Source organism: Primorskyibacter flagellatus (assembly GCF_900176485.1).
In the GTDB taxonomy this organism is placed as follows: domain Bacteria; phylum Pseudomonadota; class Alphaproteobacteria; order Rhodobacterales; family Rhodobacteraceae; genus Primorskyibacter; species Primorskyibacter flagellatus.
The window spans coordinates 67,382-84,092 of the sequence record NZ_FWYD01000015.1 but is presented as its reverse complement, the minus strand read 5'-3'; the positions used below and the strand labels follow the sequence as shown (position 1 = coordinate 84,092).

Here is a 16,711-nt window from a genome sequence, read left to right as displayed (position 1 = left end):
TCTGCGCCGTCCAAGGTCACCGATATTGAGGCCTTGATCGACGGGTTCCACAGCGAACACCAGCGCGAATTCAACTTCCGCCGGGATGACGCACCGGTGTCGATCTTCCGTGTGGGGCTGACGGCGACGGGTATGGTTCCCAAGGCCGAGCTGCAAAAGCACGAGGTGAGGAAGAACAAGCCCAAGACCGACAAGACACGCGATGTCTGGTTTGACGGCAAGGCCCACACGGCGATGATTTTCGAGCGTGAAAACCTGACCGCCGGTGCGACCTTTGATGGCCCCGCCATTGTCGAGCAGTTCGATTCAACCACCGTAATTCCGCCGAACACGACTGCTGAAGTCGATCAATACATGAACATTCTCATCCGAGTGCAGGAGTAATACTATGAGTGATTCAAAAGCCCTAGATCCCGTCACGTTTGAAGTTCTCAAGAACTCCTTCATCACATCCGTTGACCAGATGGCCGAGCAGATGCTGCGCACCTGTTACTCCTTTGTGATCTACAACCGAGACTTTTCTAACGCGCTGCATGATGCCGAAGGCAATTCGGTTGCGCAGGGCAACGATGACATCGCGGTGCACGTCGGCACGCTGCACTTTACCTGCAAAGACGTTATTCGCGTCTTCAAGGGCGACATGATGCCCGGCGATGTCTACGCGATCAACGATCCTTACGCAGGTGGCACGCACTTCAGCGATGTCCGTCTGGTGCGGCCGATCTTTGATGAAGACGAGCTGATCGGGTTTTCGCAGTCAAACGGGCACTGGTCTGATCTGGGTGGCTCTGTGCCCGGTTCGTTTGATGTGACGGCGAAAGACATGTTCCGCGAGGCGGTTCGGATCACACCTGTCCGGCTATTCCGTGCCGGCGATTTTTGTTCCGACGTTGCCAACCTGATCGCAAACAACACACGCGACCCCGCGTCGATTATCGGTGACATCCACAGCCAGGCACAGGCCACGCAGGTGGCCGAACGTGAAATCCTGCGGCTGGTGCGAAAGTACGGGCGCGAGCAGGTCAAGCAGGGCATGAACGAGGTGCAGGACTACGTTGAACGCGCCGTGCGCCAGCGTATTGCGGCGCTGCCCGACGGCACATGGAAATCCGTCGACTACATCGACCGGGACCCGTCAGGTGGCGAGGGGATGATCCCGATCCACATCAAGATGACAATCAAGGGTGATCAGATTCACTACGATTTCGAAGGCAGCCACCCGACGATTGGTTCGATGTACAATTCCGCGCCGGGAGCCACATTCTCGGCTGTCGTCGCGGGGATGAAGACCTTCTTTCCTGACCTGCCGTTGAACTCCGGCTTCTATCGGATGCTCTCTGTCGCTGCGCCGGAAAATTCGGTGGTCAGTGCCCAGTGGCCCACGGCGGTCACCGGCTTCCTGATGCCGTTTGAAAAGATCATGAACTCGGTTTTCGAGATGTGGTCGGAGATCATGCCGGAGCGCGCCATCGCCTGTGCATTCAACCTTGAATACCTGTTGGCGGGGGGCACGGACAAGCGGCGCGAGGAGGACTCTACATTCTTGTTCTACGAATGGCTCCCCGGCGGTTGGGGCGGACGGCGCGGTAAGGATGGCAGCGACGTCACCACAGCCTGCTTCGGAACCGGGCTCATGTCTCAGTCCAACGAAGGCAACGAGCGGGTCAACCCGACCCGGACGCTTGAATTTCAGATCAAAAAAGACAGCGCAGGCCCGGGCAAATGGCGCGGAGGGACAGGGGTGCAGAAAACCTCCCTGCTTCTGGAAAGTGAAAAATCCGTCATGTCCTATGTCTGCGACCGCGAACGCGCCGTCGTCTGGGGTGTTGATGGCGGTTTGCCCTCCATGCCGCATGGTCTGACCATCAAACGCGCCGGCTCGGACACGCACGAATGGCTTGGGTCTGTCTTCTCTGACTTCCCGATGTATTCGGGAGATGAGTTTGCGCGCCCGACCGCGGGGGGCGGCGGCTTTGGCGACCCACTTGAACGCAAGACAGAGGCTGTTCTGACGGATGTGGTGGATGACTATGTCTCTATCAAACGAGCCGCGTTGGACTATGGCGTTGTGATCAAAGAGATTGATGCGGACTTGTGTGAATATGAGGTCGATGAGGCCGAGACCGAGAAACTGCGGGCGCATATTCGTGAAAACCGCGTGGCTTGGGCCCGCATTGATCCTGAAAAGGTTGCCGAGATGTATCGCAAAGGCGAGATCGACGCGATGGACGCCGTGAGACGCTATGCGGTGATCCTGGATTGGGAAACCGGCGAGCCGCTGCCCAAGACGATCGAACAGTTCCGCGAGAGTTTCGAGCGGCGCAGCGTGGCGCACTGGACCTAGTGAGCATCACCAGGACCCACAGCCGCCATCGGTTGGCGGCTGTGGCGCACAACGGTCGGAACAGGAACGCGAAGGATAAGATTTTGTCATTGGAACTGGAATCAATCAGCGTTGCGTTTGGTGGCTTCAAGGCTCTGGATGACGTGACGATTTCGCTAAAGAAGGCGGAAATTGTCGGGTTGATCGGCCCCAACGGAGCAGGCAAAACCACCTGCGTCAACATCATCACAGGCTTTCAGGACCCCACGTCAGGCACGGTCATGCTGGATGGGCAGGACATCAACGCCAAAGCGCCCTATGACATTCGCCGCCGGGGTCTTGCGCGCACGTTTGCGTCTCCTTTCCTCGCGAATGAGAGCGATCCGATCTCTACTGGCTTTGCGGGCATAATCGCTTCCTCTCTACTCTATTCGCTGAATTCGTGGCCCGCTTCCGGATCATCAAGGCCCGATACCTGCAGCGTTTCCCTGACGATAAGGTTAGGCAGGTCCATCCCGGCGAAATTCGGGCCATGCTGATTAATCCAGGCCAGGCAACCTTCCTTGTCCAGATCGTCGCGCGCAATCTTCTCATACAAGGCCACCGCAGACATGCGGGAAAGCCCTAGTTCCATTAATGAGAGAAGCGTGATGCTGGAGACGCCAAACTCAAGCGCTATCCCGATGTCAAAGTCTTCATCAATCAGGTCCTCGCGCTCGGCTTCAGTCAAGAACAGGCGGAGGACATCCATATAGGCGGAAATATACTTCGGTGCCTTGAATCTTGCTGTCTCTTCCACCATGCTCATCGTTTCGCGAATGAGCACTGGAAGCTTGAACGATCTGTTGTTTCGTTGCTGATACTCTATACGCTTCCTGATAATTGCAGCCAAAGACAATCCTTTCAGCCACTCGACAACCACGAGCGCGTGCAGGGGAATGAGACTGTCTGGCAGGAAGACAGGATACAAATTTGCGTTAATCCGTCGCATGACGGTGACGTACCTGTCGTACGCATCGACGCTTTCCGAAGGCGCGAGCAGCAGATTTTCGATATTGCCTTCGTACTTTCGAAAAGCTTCCAGCAAACGCTGCAGGCCCACCGCGCTGACGCCTGGATGTCTTACTAGAACATCCTGCGTAATATTGATCAGCGCCGAAATACCTTCGAGGCTTCTATCGAGTTTCCGGAGCGCATCTGGAGAATGCCGTTTCGCAAATGCGGCATCGGAAAGCGTACCAAGACGAATATATGTATTGAGGAGGTAAGCCCCGACCTGTTCGAATTCTTCGCCTTGCGCAAGATCGGCCAAAGAGTCGATGTTTCTGTTCTCAAGATACGCAGCCAGTTCATCGGTGGAAGATATAACGACGTCAGTTTCTCTCTTGATCGGGTAGCGTGAGCGCTTCGGCACGCCGACGGGCCATGCTTTTTCATCCTTTGGATCGATACAGATAATATTGCCTTGGAATTCGTTTCCCCAGCGACCGGCCCGTCCCGCGAGGTTCCAGAAGTCGTGCGGCTCCATCGGGTTCCCACGGCCCTTCCGGGGACCGCGCACAACGATGGTCCTGCAAGAGAGATTTACTCCTTCAATCAGCGTCGAGGTGCAGGCAAGAAATCTTATCTTGCCGTCGCGGAACAGCCTCTCAACCTCGGTGCGGATGAGAGAGGGCATGTTTCCATAGTGAAAAGCGACACCACGTTCGACCAGCGGCGCGAGCTGATAATTACGGTGGACCCCTTTGCGGGCCAGATCAGCCAGGTCCAGCAATTCCTGATCATCTGTCTTCTCCGAGCCTTCCAACTGGCTGATAAGGAGCGCGACGTCCTCCGCTTCAGCCGCGCCGTTGCAGTAAACCAGTGTGCCGCCGCGACCGCCTGCCGCCGCTGCGATAAACGCCAGCCTTTTTTTCAGGCCCGCAGGCTTGTTTGACAGTTTAAGCGTGCCCAGTGGTATGGGTGAATCGCCCCAGACAAGGTCCAGCGACCACTCCTTGGGCTTCCGAGGCACTTGCTCGGCTAGGATCACGTTCTGCAGAACGGTTGGCATATCGGTATTGACCGACGTTTTCGGCATATCGTTCGGCGCATCCTCAAGCAGTTCTCCGGGATTTTGTGTCGAAGGACTTACAAACACGACCTTCATCATCGGGTTCTGCCGAGACACCCGCTCGATTGCATCCTGCAGTATTACACCACGCTGATTGTCTCCGATCTTGTGCGCTTCATCAACAATGAGAAGGTCTACACTGAAGTCCTCCCCGAGAAGATTGACAAGCAGGTGCAAACGCTCCTGCGTGAATACGAAGACGGCTTTCTTGTCTCCCGTCGTAGATGAGAAATAAACTTCCGTCAGCGGTAGCGACGTGATCTCGATGCCGGTGTCCGACTGACATAGCTCCTTCAGACTGAGTTCAATCTCACTCACCAAAGCCCGGGTTGGGGCAAGGTAAACGGCGATCTTTGTCTTGCTCGTGCGAACGTGATCGAGCAGCCACTGCAAAACGAGGTAAGTTTTTCCGGACGCGGTTGGCGCGGACGCTGAAAGCCAGCCGGCGCCGGAAGAGGCGCCCGCCCATAGTTCTTTCTGAAAATCGTTGACGCCTATCCATTTTCCGCTCGATTCAAGGAGTATCGAGTCCTCGAAACGTCTTCTGTTGGCTTCAAGGCGCATCGACACGCCCAGTCTGCCCTCAAGATCGGGAGCGATCCGGTTTCGCAGTATTGCCAGCTCGACGGACCTGCGATTGGACAGCTTTTCGAGGAGGACAGCCCCCGCATCCCGCACTTCCGGCGAAGTTTCGAGTGTGACGGCAGCGGTTGCGATCCGCAGCGCCGCCTCCTGATGCGTTCGTTCGGTTGATCTGGCCAAAAGGCTTCCGGCCAAAAGAAGCTGCTGCCAGTCAAAGCTCTTCTTTGGGTCAGCGGATTCATGGATTGCGTCCAGATTTGTTATCTCAGTCGCCACTGTGATCTGAGTCAACCTGATAATATCATCACGAAGCGCCTCACCCGACAGCCAATCAAAGAGTTCGGTATCTTTCATTTCTTAATACCCAGCGCCTTAAGGAACGATGCGCGAAACCCATCCGCCGAAGGCACTGGCACACAGAAAAACTGAATGTCGAATTTGTCGAGTTTCTCCACCGATAGTCTGTTCTTTACATTCTTCACCCATTTTTCCATTTCGTCATTCGCCGCCTTCAGGATGTCCTCCCCGATGCCTTTTGCATCATCTTTCGGATAGAAATCCGCATCGAAGGCGATAAGCGCGATCCCGCAATATTCGACCCTGTTCGATAGCGGTGAGGTTCGGTCGAAATATTTCCGGAATGCGGCCGTAAGTTCCGGATCACTGAGATCGGCTTTGTCGCTGAGGAGCACGAGATCCCGCTCGCGATCAGCGCCTTCGTGGTCCGTCTCCACGAGGAAAGGGGCAAGTGATGAAAGGCAATCTCTTATGGCCGCTGTAGGGTCGCCATACACCTTTGACTCGCCCCAGAAAAGTTTGAGAAGGCCGTTTTCGTTTACGGAAGCATAGACGCCGTCCGCACCATGATAGTGCATGTGAGAGTCGGTCTTAAGGTCCATCTTACAGAGCACCTGAGGAACCTTGAGAAAGCGCTCTGCGAGTAGGAAGAGCAGCATCTCGCCGCCTTCGCCAGTATTGGCAAGGTCCGTAAAAGTGCCGATTGCCTCGTGGTGCAGGGCTGCAACCGCGCTTCCGGACTTGAATCTGGCGTCCCGCGCCCGCGCATCATCCAACCGCGATTTCGGGACGGCATAATCGATAATTGAGTTGCGCATAAATTCCGCAAGACGCTCCGGCTTGACGCGTCCGTTCCCATCCACAGTCAGGCAATGACAGTGGAGACGGGCCACGCAATCTTTCAAGAGCACGTCCCGTTTAACAAGCTGGAGATGAACACCCAACTCTTCTGGATCGCCCGAAACTATATTAACCAAATCTTCTGGAAGTACTTGAGTCAGTGGTCGCCTCCTTTCGTTTTAGGGTGGTTGTGCCGACCCCGCTGCTGCTCGCATAGAGAGTATCATACGTAATTCAAATAGTTAGGTTTTTCTTCGCGCTGCGGTCAAAGAAATTGTGCGATACTCCTTCAACGCCCCAAGGTCCGGAGTGTCACCGCTGCCCGTTGATAATACGTCAGCTGTCTCCTTTTGGCGTGAACGCTACACTTCGCCTTGCGGAAGTTCAGTTCAGCGTTGCAAACGGCTGCATCGCGCCGTCTATGTCGGTAGTTTTCTCGACCCCGGCAGATAGAACTCCGTAATCCCCCGCTTCCCCTCGGCCCGCCCGAGCTGGACGATCACATCGATGGATTTCCGGATGTATTCCCGAACCTCGGCAAAGGTCAGTGGTGTGCCGGCCTGCAGCACCATGATCGCCAGTCGATCGATTGCGAGTTCTGCGGTTTCCGCGTGGATGGTGGAAACCGACCCGCCATGGCCGGTGTTGATGGCCTCGAGGTAGGTCAGGGCCTCGGCACCGCGCAGCTCGCCGACGATGATCCGGTCAGGTCGCATACGGAGGGAGGCTTGAAGGAGAGCGTTGGCGCTGCGTTGCGAACCGGCACCGCGGTCGGCAAGGAGGGCGACGGTGTTGGGCTGGCCGGGGAAGAGCTCAAAAGCGTCTTCGATGGTGATCAGCCGCTCGTGCTCGCTCACATGGGTCAGGAGGTGGCGGGCGAACGTGGTCTTCCCGGTCGAGGTGCCGCCGCTGATCAGGACGTTGAGCCGCGCCTCGACCAGAGTCTGCAGCGCGGCCTCAAGGTTCTCCTCCGCTAGACTGGCGATGTTTTTCATCTTCTCCGCGCGGAGGGCGTCGAGCGAGACGGCCTTGCCGAAGAGATAAGCCGGGGCGTAGTCCCTAATGCTGCCAGAGGCGAAGAGGCGAATGGTGATCGAGGCACCGCGATCGATGGCGGGCGGCACGGCGACCTGGACCCGAAGCGGGCGGCCCGCATATTCCACCTTGCCGGAGACGAGGGGGTTCTTTTCAGAGACGCGGGCCTTGGCATCGCCGACGATGGTCTGGGCCATGTTGAGGGCTGTGGTCCGATCCACGGTCTGACCTTCGTGGCGCATGCTGGCATCCCCCGCGACCTCGAGCCAGACCTTGCCGTCGGGGTTGATCGCGATCTCGACCACGTCGTCACGCCGCAGGAGATCGCGGAACGGGTCGAGATAACGCTCGAGGTATGAGGCTGGCGAGGCCTGATCCATCAATTCGGTGATTCCGGTAATATTGAACCTGGTTTCGCTGCCTCTCGCCTGCGGCTCGAACGCGAAACCTGATGCTTCTTTTTCATTGTGAACCGGAACCCCCGTAGATCACCACATCCCGGTCCACGAGCACGGTGACCGAGGCGCCCTGATCGACATAGATCGTCGGCGCGATCGAGACCTGATCGGCGATGACCGACCCGACAGCGTCCTGCAGGTCGCTGCTGACATCGCCCAGGACAATGCTTGTCGTCTCGTTGTTGGCACTCTCCGCCGCCACGGCAGGCGCCGCCCCGATCACGGAAATCAGCGCCGCCCCGCCGAAGCGCTCGGCAAACTTGGTGTCGACGAGACCAGTGAGGCCCGAGCGGCCAAGCTGGTCGCCGCCCACAGCGGCGATTTCCATCGAGGTGCCGTCCGGGGTCAGGACGCGGGTCCAAAGGATCAGGATGCGCTTCTGGTGCATTTCGATCCCGGAGCGGTATTGGCCAAAAAGGCGGGAGCCCCGGGGGATCAGGATCCGGTCTCCGGAAAACGCCAGCACCGGCTCGGAGACCACCGCGACAACGGAGCCGGGCAGATCGCTGTTAATAGCGGTTTGCAGCGCCGCCTGGATGACGGATCCTTGGGTCAGCGTGCGTTCGGGATGGATGAGGCGGGCGGCCTCCTGCACCTCGAGCGGTCGCGCACTCTGCAAGAACTGCTCGTTGCCCGAGAGGGCCGGTCCACTTGCGCCAGCGGCGGCAGGATCGGCCACCGCCGCGCCACTCGCACCACCACGTGGACCGTCCGCATAGACCACGGCGGGGGATTTGATCTGGGCAGTCAGAAGCTCCTCGGCGATGCGTTCGGCCTCGCGCAGACGCTGCTCCTCTTCCTGACGCCGGCGTTGTTCGAGAAGGCGCTGATCGGCGATCACCCCTTCGCGATCGAGCTCGGCCTCAAGCCCCTCGCGCTGCGCCCGTTCGGCATCGAGCATGGCCTGCAGCCCCTCGATGCGAGTCTCGGTCTGGCGTTGGAGGTTTGCCAGCTCGGTTTCCTTTGCGGCGAGCGTTGCTTCGAGCGCGGCCTTTTGCTCGTCGAAGGCCTCGCGCAGGTCCGCGACAGCGGATTGGATTTCCGAGTTGCGGGCAGCCTGGCTGGCGGCGAGGGCTTCGCGGAGCTTGGCGATTTCGGCCAGCACCTCGGCGCTCGGTTCCGGGGCAGGGGCGGCGGGCACGTCGAGCGCTTCCTCGACGGCGATCAGTGCGTCATTGACCCGTTGCTCGGTCTCGTCGGGCGGAAACTTCAGCCGCCCGCCGGAGCCGGGGCGGCGGTCCTGAAAGGTCTCGACATCGGAGGTCTCAAGCGCACTGTCACCTTCCTGCAGACCGGTGGCCAGAAAATACGCGACCCCGGCCCCGCCAAGGGCGAGGGCGGCCGCGAGCGCGCCGACCCCGAGGCTGTTTCCGCGGGGCTTGGACTTGCCGCGCTGGCTGAACTGGTCGAGACGGTCCTGAAGGTCGGGAGGGGTTTGTTCGGCCATGGTCAGTTGCTCACGTAGATGGCGCTCTCGTCGCGCCAGGCGCAGATCGCCTCATCGCCGATACGCAGCGACCAGTAGGTGTTCACCCCAAGCACCCGGACCGTGTTGCCTTGCTGGGTCCAGTTGACCGTGCGCTCACGGCCCTGGTCATCGGCCTTGAAGAGGGCGGGCTGGCGACCGTTTTCCGGGATGACGAAGTAGGTATAGCGCCCGTCGTCATAGATATGGCTGGGGCGGAAATCACCTTCGCCCGAGACGCGGTAGTTGTAGTTGCGGGGCGCCTCAAAGCCTTTGGGCTGGGTAGCCGCCGTCGCTCGACGTTCCTCATCGGGGTAGCGGAAGCGGACTTCGAAGAACATGCCGGTGCGGTTCGGGATCGAGCCTTCGCGCAGGTGGAAGGAATAGGTGCGTCGGTTGGTGATCACCGTCATGTTGGTGGAGGCATTGGCCACATGCGGTTTGATGGTCAGCACATTGCCAAGCTCTGGGATCGGATCGACCTGGAAGCTTTCGGTGTCGCCGACGATCACGGCCTCGAAGCGCTCGCCCGCCCCGAAATGGATCGTGGTCGAATGCCTCAGATCGGTTTCGATCCGATAGACCTGGTTTTCACTATAGACGGCGGTGCGGATGCGGATGTCGAGCGGGCCGCCTTGCGGCGTGGCCTCGGCGTTTGCGGCAACAGGAAGGGCAAGCGCCAGGAAAAGCGCGGGCAGAGATTTCATCTTGGTCAGTTCTCCAGAGTCTCGGCGTCGACGCGGTAGGAGGTCACCACGAAGCCCAAGGGGTTGGCCCAGACGTCCTGAAGGCGCTGGCGGGTTTCAGGTTGGAAGTCATAACCAACGGTAGCGACATAGGACCGGGTGACGGTGCGGGTGTCGCGGGGACGGCGCAGCGTGCGGGTGAAGCGGACCTGGGCCACGCCGCGCTCGATCTGGTTCACGGACTTGATCACCACCTCGATCTTGGCGTCGCGGCCATAGACGGTGATCGGGTAGTCTTCGTTGGTCGAGGACCAGAGATCGCGCAGCGTGCGGGCGGCATCGCCATCGGAACGGTTGAGCACCGAGTTGATACGCTGCTCGCCATCGGTCAGGTCATAGGTTTCCCGATCATCGACATAGGCCACGAGATTGGCCTGGATGATGGCGTCGCTCTCGGAAAGCGTCAGCGCCTGTACGGCGGCGACCCGGTCCATCTCTCCGGTTTCCTTGTCGACCACGACGACGAAGGTCTCGGTCGATTTGAGTGGAAAGAGGCTCGCGCCCGCGACCATGCCGGCAACACCAACCAGCACGCCTGCCGCCGCAACGAACCAGGCGAAACGCTCACGCCGTCTTGGCCCGTAGATGAAATCCGCCTCGAAAGCGTCGCGGTCAGGCGCGGAGGAACTGGTCACAAGCTTCTTCAAAGTCGTCGTCTTTCACATCAGGGTTTGCGGAAGGCCTTGGCGGCGGAGAGAAGCGCGCCGGGGCTTTGCCGGATCAGCTCGCCGGTCTTCACCACACCCGCATTGGCCATCTGGTTCAGCTCATGCGGGGACTTGCCGGTGACGAGGCGCGAGGTTGCGCCCGCGCCATACTCCCGTGTGTTCACGAACCCCTGGCGCGCAAGGCCCGTGAGACCGACGGCATTGGACGCGATGCCGACGACACCGGTGAGATTGGAGGCGATGTAGGGCACCGAGGCCATGATCCCGGCGCTGAGGATCAGAATGACGAGGAAGGGCAGGATCAGGCTGACGGTTTCGACATCGCCCGGATCGGCGGAGGCGTCCCCGATCGCTTCGGCGATGGCGACGATGATGCCCGCGGCGCCTGCTGCGGCGACCGGCATGAGCGCGTAGCCAATGGTGGCGCGGGTCCAGGCCTCGAAGAGGGACTGGGTCGGTTTGAACAGCGAGGTCACGATCATGAAGGGGGCGATGACGATCATCAGCGCGAAGACGATGCGGGCGAAGGCGATGATCCCTGCGGTGACGGCGGCGAAGACGGCGGAGAGGACGAAGAAGATGGCACCCAGAACCGCGCCGAAGACCCAGCCCGCGCGGTCGCCGATCGTATCGCCATAGGCGGTGATGCGGGCGACCATATTGTCGAGGCTCTCATAGACCCCTGCCTCGTCGCCCGAGCCGGTAAGCGCCAGGATCGAGGCGCCCACGGAGTCGGGCACGCGCGTGACGATGTCATAGATGACGCTGAAATTATCCCAACTCTGCGCGAAGATCCCGACCAGGGCCACTTTCATCCCGAAGGCAAACCCGGTTCCGAAGGGCAGGGGGCGGAGCTGCATGACCGCGTTGATCCCGAGGAGCACGACAAGGAGCGTCGCGCCCGCCGAGATGACATTACCGACCGAGGCCGCCGAGGAGATAAAGCCGTCCTGCGCCACGGTGTTCACCGCGGCGTCGACTTGGCCAAGGATGTCGCGAATGACCCCCATTTACTCCGCACAGGCCTCCACAACTTGCGCCTCGAGCGCGTCCGCCTTGGCGTAGAGCTCGAGCACGTTGAAGGGCAGGCGCGGGTTGTCCGAGGTCTGGAACCGGGGCAGGGCGGCAAGCGCCTGATCCCAGGCGAACTGATCCAGCAGGCAGGTGCAGGTTTCCGAAGCGAGCGCCTCTTCGGCAATCAGGATGCGCAAGATCGCGCGGTAGCCATTGCGCAGATAGGCGGTTTCGGCCAGATCGGTAGGGGGTTTCGGAACACGACATTCATCCGTTTGATCCCGCGCGATGGCCATCGAGTTGAAGGGCGTGTCGCCGGAAGGGTTCGTGCTCGGGGTCTGGGCCGACGCAGCATTGTGCAGGATGCTCAAGACAAGGGCGGCGAGACCGAGCGCCCGGCCTGGAGCCAAGCTGCGGGTCATGGTTTGCCTCATGGATCCACCGCCATCGAGCGGAACTTGCGCTCATCCGCGAGGGTCGCGGCATCGACAACGCCAAGCTGGCCGGCACTCACGCCTTGCGCCGCTTCCAGCCGCCAAATCTGGGTCAGGATGATGCCAAGCTCGGCGGTGACGCGGGTGTTGAGATCGACGGCAGCCTTCAGCCCGTCCTGATCGTCGATGAGCCCGACCATGGTCTCGAGCCGCTCAAGGCTTTGGCCCGCTTCTTCGTGGCTTTCCTGTGCCGCGACGGAGAGCATGGCGCTGGCCCCGGCGGAAGCGGCGATGCGGTTATCGGCGGGCTCATCCGAGCCAGAAAGCGTGCTCAGGCGTTCCGAAGTAAACCCGCTGCCCGAAAGCACCCGTTCGACCGAGGCCGAGAGTTCTGCACCCGGATTGAAGCCGCTGAGAAAATCGCCGCTTGCCAGCGATTGTGCGGTATTGAGGGGCGCCACCAGCTTGCCGCGCAGCGCTCGGAATTCTTCGACCGTGGCGAAGAGTTCTCCGAGCCCGCTGCCTTCAATGAGCGAGGTCAGTTGCGCCTCGAGGTTCGTGAGCTGCGAGAGCTGGGTTTCCAGTTCCAGCCGCATTGTGGCGAGCTGCTGCATCTGGACATTCAGGTCCTCGGCCATGTGTTCGAGCTGCGCCACGAGTTGACCAAGCTGCGAGCCATCAAAGGTTGGGACGCCCTGGGCCGTTGCGGGCGAGGTAAACCCGAGTGTGGCGACCGCGGCCACGGTCAGGAGAAGCTGTCTCATTCGGGAACTCCCATCTGCATGAAGTCGCGCTCCGCCAACCGGTCTGCGACGAGGTGCTGCGCATAGACCGCCTCGCGCTGCTGGTTGGCGGCCATCAGCCGGACGCGAAGGTTGAGGATGCGGCCAATCTCGGCCTTGGCGTAGGTGTTGAGTTCCCAGGCCGCCTTGGCATTGGGTTGCGCATCGATCTGCAGGATGATCGCGCGGAGGCGGTTGATCACTTGCTCGGTCGTTGCCGAACTGTCGGCGGCGTAATAGACGCCCGCCTCGGAGATGCTGGCATATTCGGCGAGCGCAAAATCCGAGGGCGAGAGCGTGCCAAGCGCGTCGGCACCGCCCACCACAGCGAGGTATTCGTTGTAGAATTTCGAGATGTTGCGCACATAGCCTTGGGTCTCGGCAAAGGGCGGCACGCCCCCGTATTCGATGACCCGACCCGGCCCCGCGTTATAGGCCGCGAGCGCATGGGGTATGTTGCCGAAGCGGTTGAGCTGGGTGGTGATATAGCGCGCGCCGCCGCGGAGGTTGTCTTTCACGTCATAGCGGTCGACGCCGAGATCGGAGGCGGTGCCAGGCATGAGCTGGGTCAGGCCATAAGCCCCGACCGGGCTTTCAGCGGCGACGTTGAAGCGACTCTCCTGTTTAATCAGAGCCTGGAAGAGGCAGCGCCACTGGGTGGCCGAGAGACCGGCGCGGGCCACACCGGGCGCGCCTGCGAACTCGCCGGCGACCTCGACGATCATCATCTCGACCGTCTCGCGGCCCTCGCCGAAGAGGCGGCTGTTCATCGGGCTTGGATCGGTATTGGGATAGACCGCCGCCACCCCGAAATCCGCATTGCCCTCGAGCGCACGGATGTCGAAGCCAGGCCCGGTAATGGCAGCGGTCATTTCCTCGAGGACGCGCAGCTGGTCGGCCTGCACATCCGCCAGCGTGGACTCGGTCCGATCCTTGTCCTGCTGGACGCTTAGATCCTCGGCCAATGCCCTCACCCGGGCGATGGCGCGACCGATCGCGGAATTGTCCTGTGTCGGCACGCCCTGGGCATGCGCAGGCAGGGCGCTGAGGCCGAGGCAGAGCCCGGCGGATATGATCGCGGCGCGGCTCATTCCGAACGGGGCAGGGGCTCGAAGGTGCAGTCAGGCTTGGCCGTCTCCTGCACCGGTGCGCCCATGGTCGAGAAGGACAGGGCGGACCGCGTCACTTGCGGCTCGCCATTGCGTCCGAAACAGGGCGAGGTTTTCTCGGTGTATTTCTCGCAAGCGGAAAGAAGGCTCGCGGCGGCGCAAAGCGCGAGGAGGGGTTTCGAACTCATATCACATGTCTCCAGAAATCGGGATTGGCGCGCCAATCGGCAGGCACGCGGGCCTCGCCAGTGGCGCCGCCGCCAAGGATGGGAAGGAGGTCGCCAAGTGCGGAGAGATCGGCATCGACGAAGACGCTGTCGCCCGCCGAGCGGATAAGCGCGATGCGCTGGCCGATGGTCGGCTGCACGAGAAGGGCAGCCTCCTTGGCGTTGACGCGGAGAAAATCGTAATCGGAGACGGTGGCGCGATCGTTCGGGAAGAGGATCTGCGTCGGCACCGTCTCGACGATGGTTTTGCCGACGCGGCTGTCGCGCAACTGGCTCGGATACTGCGTCATCATGATGACGACGCAGTTCATCTTGCGAAGCGTCACCAGCCAGTTTTCCAGCCGCGCCCCGAAATACGGATCGTCCAAGAGCTTCCACGCTTCGTCGAGCACGATGATGGTGGGACGGCGGTCTTCGACCACGCGTTCGATCTGGCGGAAGATGTAGGAGAGTACCGCCATGCGCTCGGTCGTCATGTCGAGGATCTCGGTCATATCAAACCCGACGATGTCGCCCGTGAGCTTGAGGCCCGCGCCGCGCTCGGGCTCGTCGAACACCCAGCCATAGCGCCCGCCGGGGGCCCATTCGGCAACGCGGGATTGCAGCTCGCCATCATCATCGAGTGACTGGAACAGGGTCTCGAAACTGGCGAAACGCTGCAGCGCCGCCCCCGCATCGGCGTTCTGGCCGACCGCGCTTTGGATATGGCGGGATTGCTCGCCCGAGAGCGTGCCATTCCGTGTGAGAAGTGTCGCAAGCCAGTCCGAGAGCCAGGCGCGGCCGCGCTCGTCGGTTTCGGTGGCGAGCGGGTTCAGACCTGTCGGCACGCCAGCCCGGATTTCGTTATAGCGCCCGCCGAGGGCGCGCACGGCCATCTCCAGGCCGCGATCCTTGTCGAAGAAGAAAAGCCGTGCGCCGACCCGCTGCGCCTGCGCTGCGAGAAAGGCAGTGGTGAGCGTCTTGCCGGTCCCGGTGCGCCCCAGAACCAGCGTATGGCCAACGGTCGGTTCCTTGCCTGGGGCTCCCGCCTCGTGGAAATTGAAGCGATAACCAGAGGTGCCGACCGTGGGCAGGACCGAAATGGTCTGACCCCAGGGCGACTGATCAGGACCGCGTCCTTCGACGCTACCATGCAGAGCTGCGAAGTCGGCGAAATTGATGGAGGAAATCGGCGTCTTGCGAGCGCGGTAGCCGAAATTGCCGGGGGATTGTGCGAAGTAGGTGGCTTTCAGCGCCATGTTCTCGCGCACGATGACGGACATGATCTCCTGACCCACGCGTTTGATCTGGGCGGCGGCCCGTTCGAGCGTGTCGCGGTCCGGCGCGTAGACCGCGATGGAGAGGTGATGGTCCCCGAAGGCGATGCGTCCTGCCTCCTGGTCGTCGGCAGCCTGGCCCAATTGTTCGCGCAGGGAGACGGCCGCATCGTCGGAGGCCTGCATCTGGCGGATGATGCGCTGGATGCGTTCGGCCATGATGTTGTTCGGGATCGGGCTGAAGGAGTTCGTGAGCACGATGTCGAGCGGCAGGTCGAGCGCGTCGAGCAGCGTCACATCGGTCAATGCCGGGTAGGTCTTCATCGAAAAGAGCGCGCCGTATTTGACCCGCCCAGTCACGGCGTCGGTCAGGGTGACGACGTCGCCGTCGAAGGTCGCGCGGCAATTGCTCAAAATATGTGAAAGAGGCAGAGCGCTTTGTCCGAAGGCTATGGGGGAGAAGCTGCCCGCGTTCAGCGTGTTTAGATAGCCCAGCCATTCACCACCCGTGCGGGTCAGGCGCACAGGGTTGGCCGAAGACAGAGCCACCTCGAAAAAGCCCATGACCTCGTTCAGCTCCTGCAGGCGCGTCGCGCGGTCCTTGACCCAGGCTTTGCGGGCCAGCGTCCGAAGGAATGGAATGCGCGCGGAGATATCGGGGCGCCGGATCACGCTGAGATAGAGTTGGCGCTTGGCCGGGCGCAGGTCTTTCACATGGGCCTGCCAGCGGGCATCTATCGCGGCGGCGAAGCTGTCGCCCTCGATGGGGCGCATCCCCAGATCCTGTGGCACGGAGATGCGGTGGATGTAAAAGCCGAAGGCATTGCCGGTCTGGGCGACGATGGCGGCAACCGCGCGCTTGAGCGCATCGAGCCGTGCGTCTTCGCTGGTCATCGGGTTCAGACCATCAAGGCGCAGGGTCGCCATCAGATCGCCCTCGCGCAGCACCATCACATCGTCATCGGCAAGCGCGAAATACGGCAGGTGATCAGCGAGATAGCTCTCCCGCGCGAACTCCCCGCCGCCAGCCTGAAGCAGAGCGGTTCCGTGAGTGGAAAGTGTGCCCGCATCAAGCGCCAAAGCTGTCGCCTCCATGCAGGGCGCGGTTCTTCGTCGGGCGCACCGAGCCGTAGGAAACGCGCAGGACCTCGAAGAAATGCGGCTCGCGGTCGGCGACGAACCAGAGGATCGGATAGGCGACGAGGCCGATCAGGAAGAAGACCATGGACTTGGTCCAGATGAACGGCAGAACGACCCCGGTCGCCAGCACCACGAGGTATCCGACAGGGAGGCCCAGATACTTGGGCGGTCGGGCGAGGCCCAGAAAAAGGGGGGATCGTTCTGCCAACTCTATTCTCCAAC

15 protein-coding genes and 1 pseudogene are annotated in these 16,711 nt (G+C 60.9%); 3 read left to right on the top strand and 13 right to left on the bottom strand.

From position 1 onward, the window contains the following. The 3 genes and pseudogenes from B8991_RS15440 to B8991_RS21950 form a co-directional block, all read left to right on the top strand. Positions 1-384, top strand: a pseudogene (locus B8991_RS15440) (hydantoinase/oxoprolinase family protein); the annotation flags it as partial. Positions 385-388: 4 nt separating this feature from the next. Continuing rightward, entirely contained in the window at positions 389-2,344 is a 1,956-nt protein-coding gene (locus B8991_RS15435; RefSeq protein WP_084353842.1) for a hydantoinase B/oxoprolinase family protein, read from the top strand. Then, positions 2,344-2,862 carry an ATP-binding cassette domain-containing protein gene (locus B8991_RS21950; RefSeq protein WP_328588516.1) on the top strand — a complete coding sequence of 173 codons (519 nt, stop codon included), beginning with the start codon at positions 2,344-2,346 and terminating at the stop codon, positions 2,860-2,862. The genes B8991_RS15435 and B8991_RS21950 overlap by 1 nt, the downstream gene beginning before the upstream one ends. Here B8991_RS21950 and B8991_RS15425 read toward each other — a convergent pair. The 13 genes from B8991_RS15425 to B8991_RS15365 form a co-directional block, all read right to left on the bottom strand. After that, a complete protein-coding gene (locus B8991_RS15425) occupies positions 2,751-5,372 on the bottom strand; it encodes a DEAD/DEAH box helicase (RefSeq protein WP_084353841.1) in 2,622 nt (873 codons plus the stop codon). The genes B8991_RS21950 and B8991_RS15425 overlap by 112 nt on opposite strands. Continuing rightward, positions 5,369-6,208 (bottom strand): HamA C-terminal domain-containing protein, encoded by an 840-nt coding sequence (locus B8991_RS15420; RefSeq protein ID WP_235866651.1) that lies wholly within the window; start codon positions 6,206-6,208, stop codon positions 5,369-5,371. Before B8991_RS15420 ends, B8991_RS15425 begins: the two co-directional genes overlap by 4 nt. A gap of 366 nt (positions 6,209-6,574) precedes the next feature. Beyond that, positions 6,575-7,570, bottom strand: a complete 996-nt coding sequence (gene virB11 / locus B8991_RS15415; RefSeq protein WP_007120616.1) for a P-type DNA transfer ATPase VirB11 — start codon at positions 7,568-7,570, stop codon at positions 6,575-6,577. 82 nt (positions 7,571-7,652) lie between these two features. After that, positions 7,653-9,095 (bottom strand): TraB/TrbI/VirB10 family type IV secretion system protein, encoded by a 1,443-nt coding sequence (locus B8991_RS15410; protein WP_007120615.1) that lies wholly within the window; start codon positions 9,093-9,095, stop codon positions 7,653-7,655. A 2-nt stretch (positions 9,096-9,097) separates the two neighbouring features. Next, positions 9,098-9,820 carry a TrbG/VirB9 family P-type conjugative transfer protein gene (locus B8991_RS15405; protein WP_007120614.1) on the bottom strand — a complete coding sequence of 241 codons (723 nt, stop codon included), beginning with the start codon at positions 9,818-9,820 and terminating at the stop codon, positions 9,098-9,100. A 5-nt stretch (positions 9,821-9,825) separates the two neighbouring features. Then, positions 9,826-10,506 (bottom strand): VirB8 family type IV secretion system protein, encoded by a 681-nt coding sequence (locus B8991_RS15400; RefSeq protein ID WP_007120613.1) that lies wholly within the window; start codon positions 10,504-10,506, stop codon positions 9,826-9,828. Positions 10,507-10,523: 17 nt separating this feature from the next. Then, a complete protein-coding gene (locus B8991_RS15395; RefSeq protein WP_007120612.1) occupies positions 10,524-11,537 on the bottom strand; it encodes a TrbL/VirB6 family protein in 1,014 nt (337 codons plus the stop codon). After that, entirely contained in the window at positions 11,538-11,963 is a 426-nt protein-coding gene (locus B8991_RS15390) for a hypothetical protein (protein ID WP_007120611.1), read from the bottom strand. It lies immediately after the preceding gene. Positions 11,964-11,971: 8 nt separating this feature from the next. After that, positions 11,972-12,739 (bottom strand): type IV secretion system protein, encoded by a 768-nt coding sequence (locus tag B8991_RS15385; protein ID WP_007120610.1) that lies wholly within the window; start codon positions 12,737-12,739, stop codon positions 11,972-11,974. Continuing rightward, complete coding sequence (locus B8991_RS15380) at positions 12,736-13,848, bottom strand: lytic transglycosylase domain-containing protein (RefSeq protein WP_007120609.1); 1,113 nt, start codon at positions 13,846-13,848, stop codon at positions 12,736-12,738. The genes B8991_RS15385 and B8991_RS15380 overlap by 4 nt, the downstream gene beginning before the upstream one ends. Then, entirely contained in the window at positions 13,845-14,054 is a 210-nt protein-coding gene (locus tag B8991_RS15375; protein WP_007120608.1) for a hypothetical protein, read from the bottom strand. Before B8991_RS15375 ends, B8991_RS15380 begins: the two co-directional genes overlap by 4 nt. Continuing rightward, positions 14,051-16,444 (bottom strand): VirB4 family type IV secretion/conjugal transfer ATPase, encoded by a 2,394-nt coding sequence (locus B8991_RS15370; RefSeq protein WP_007120607.1) that lies wholly within the window; start codon positions 16,442-16,444, stop codon positions 14,051-14,053. Before B8991_RS15370 ends, B8991_RS15375 begins: the two co-directional genes overlap by 4 nt. Beyond that, a complete protein-coding gene (locus tag B8991_RS15365) occupies positions 16,419-16,697 on the bottom strand; it encodes a VirB3 family type IV secretion system protein (protein WP_038070148.1) in 279 nt (92 codons plus the stop codon). Before B8991_RS15365 ends, B8991_RS15370 begins: the two co-directional genes overlap by 26 nt. Positions 16,698-16,711: the final 14 nt, after the last annotated feature.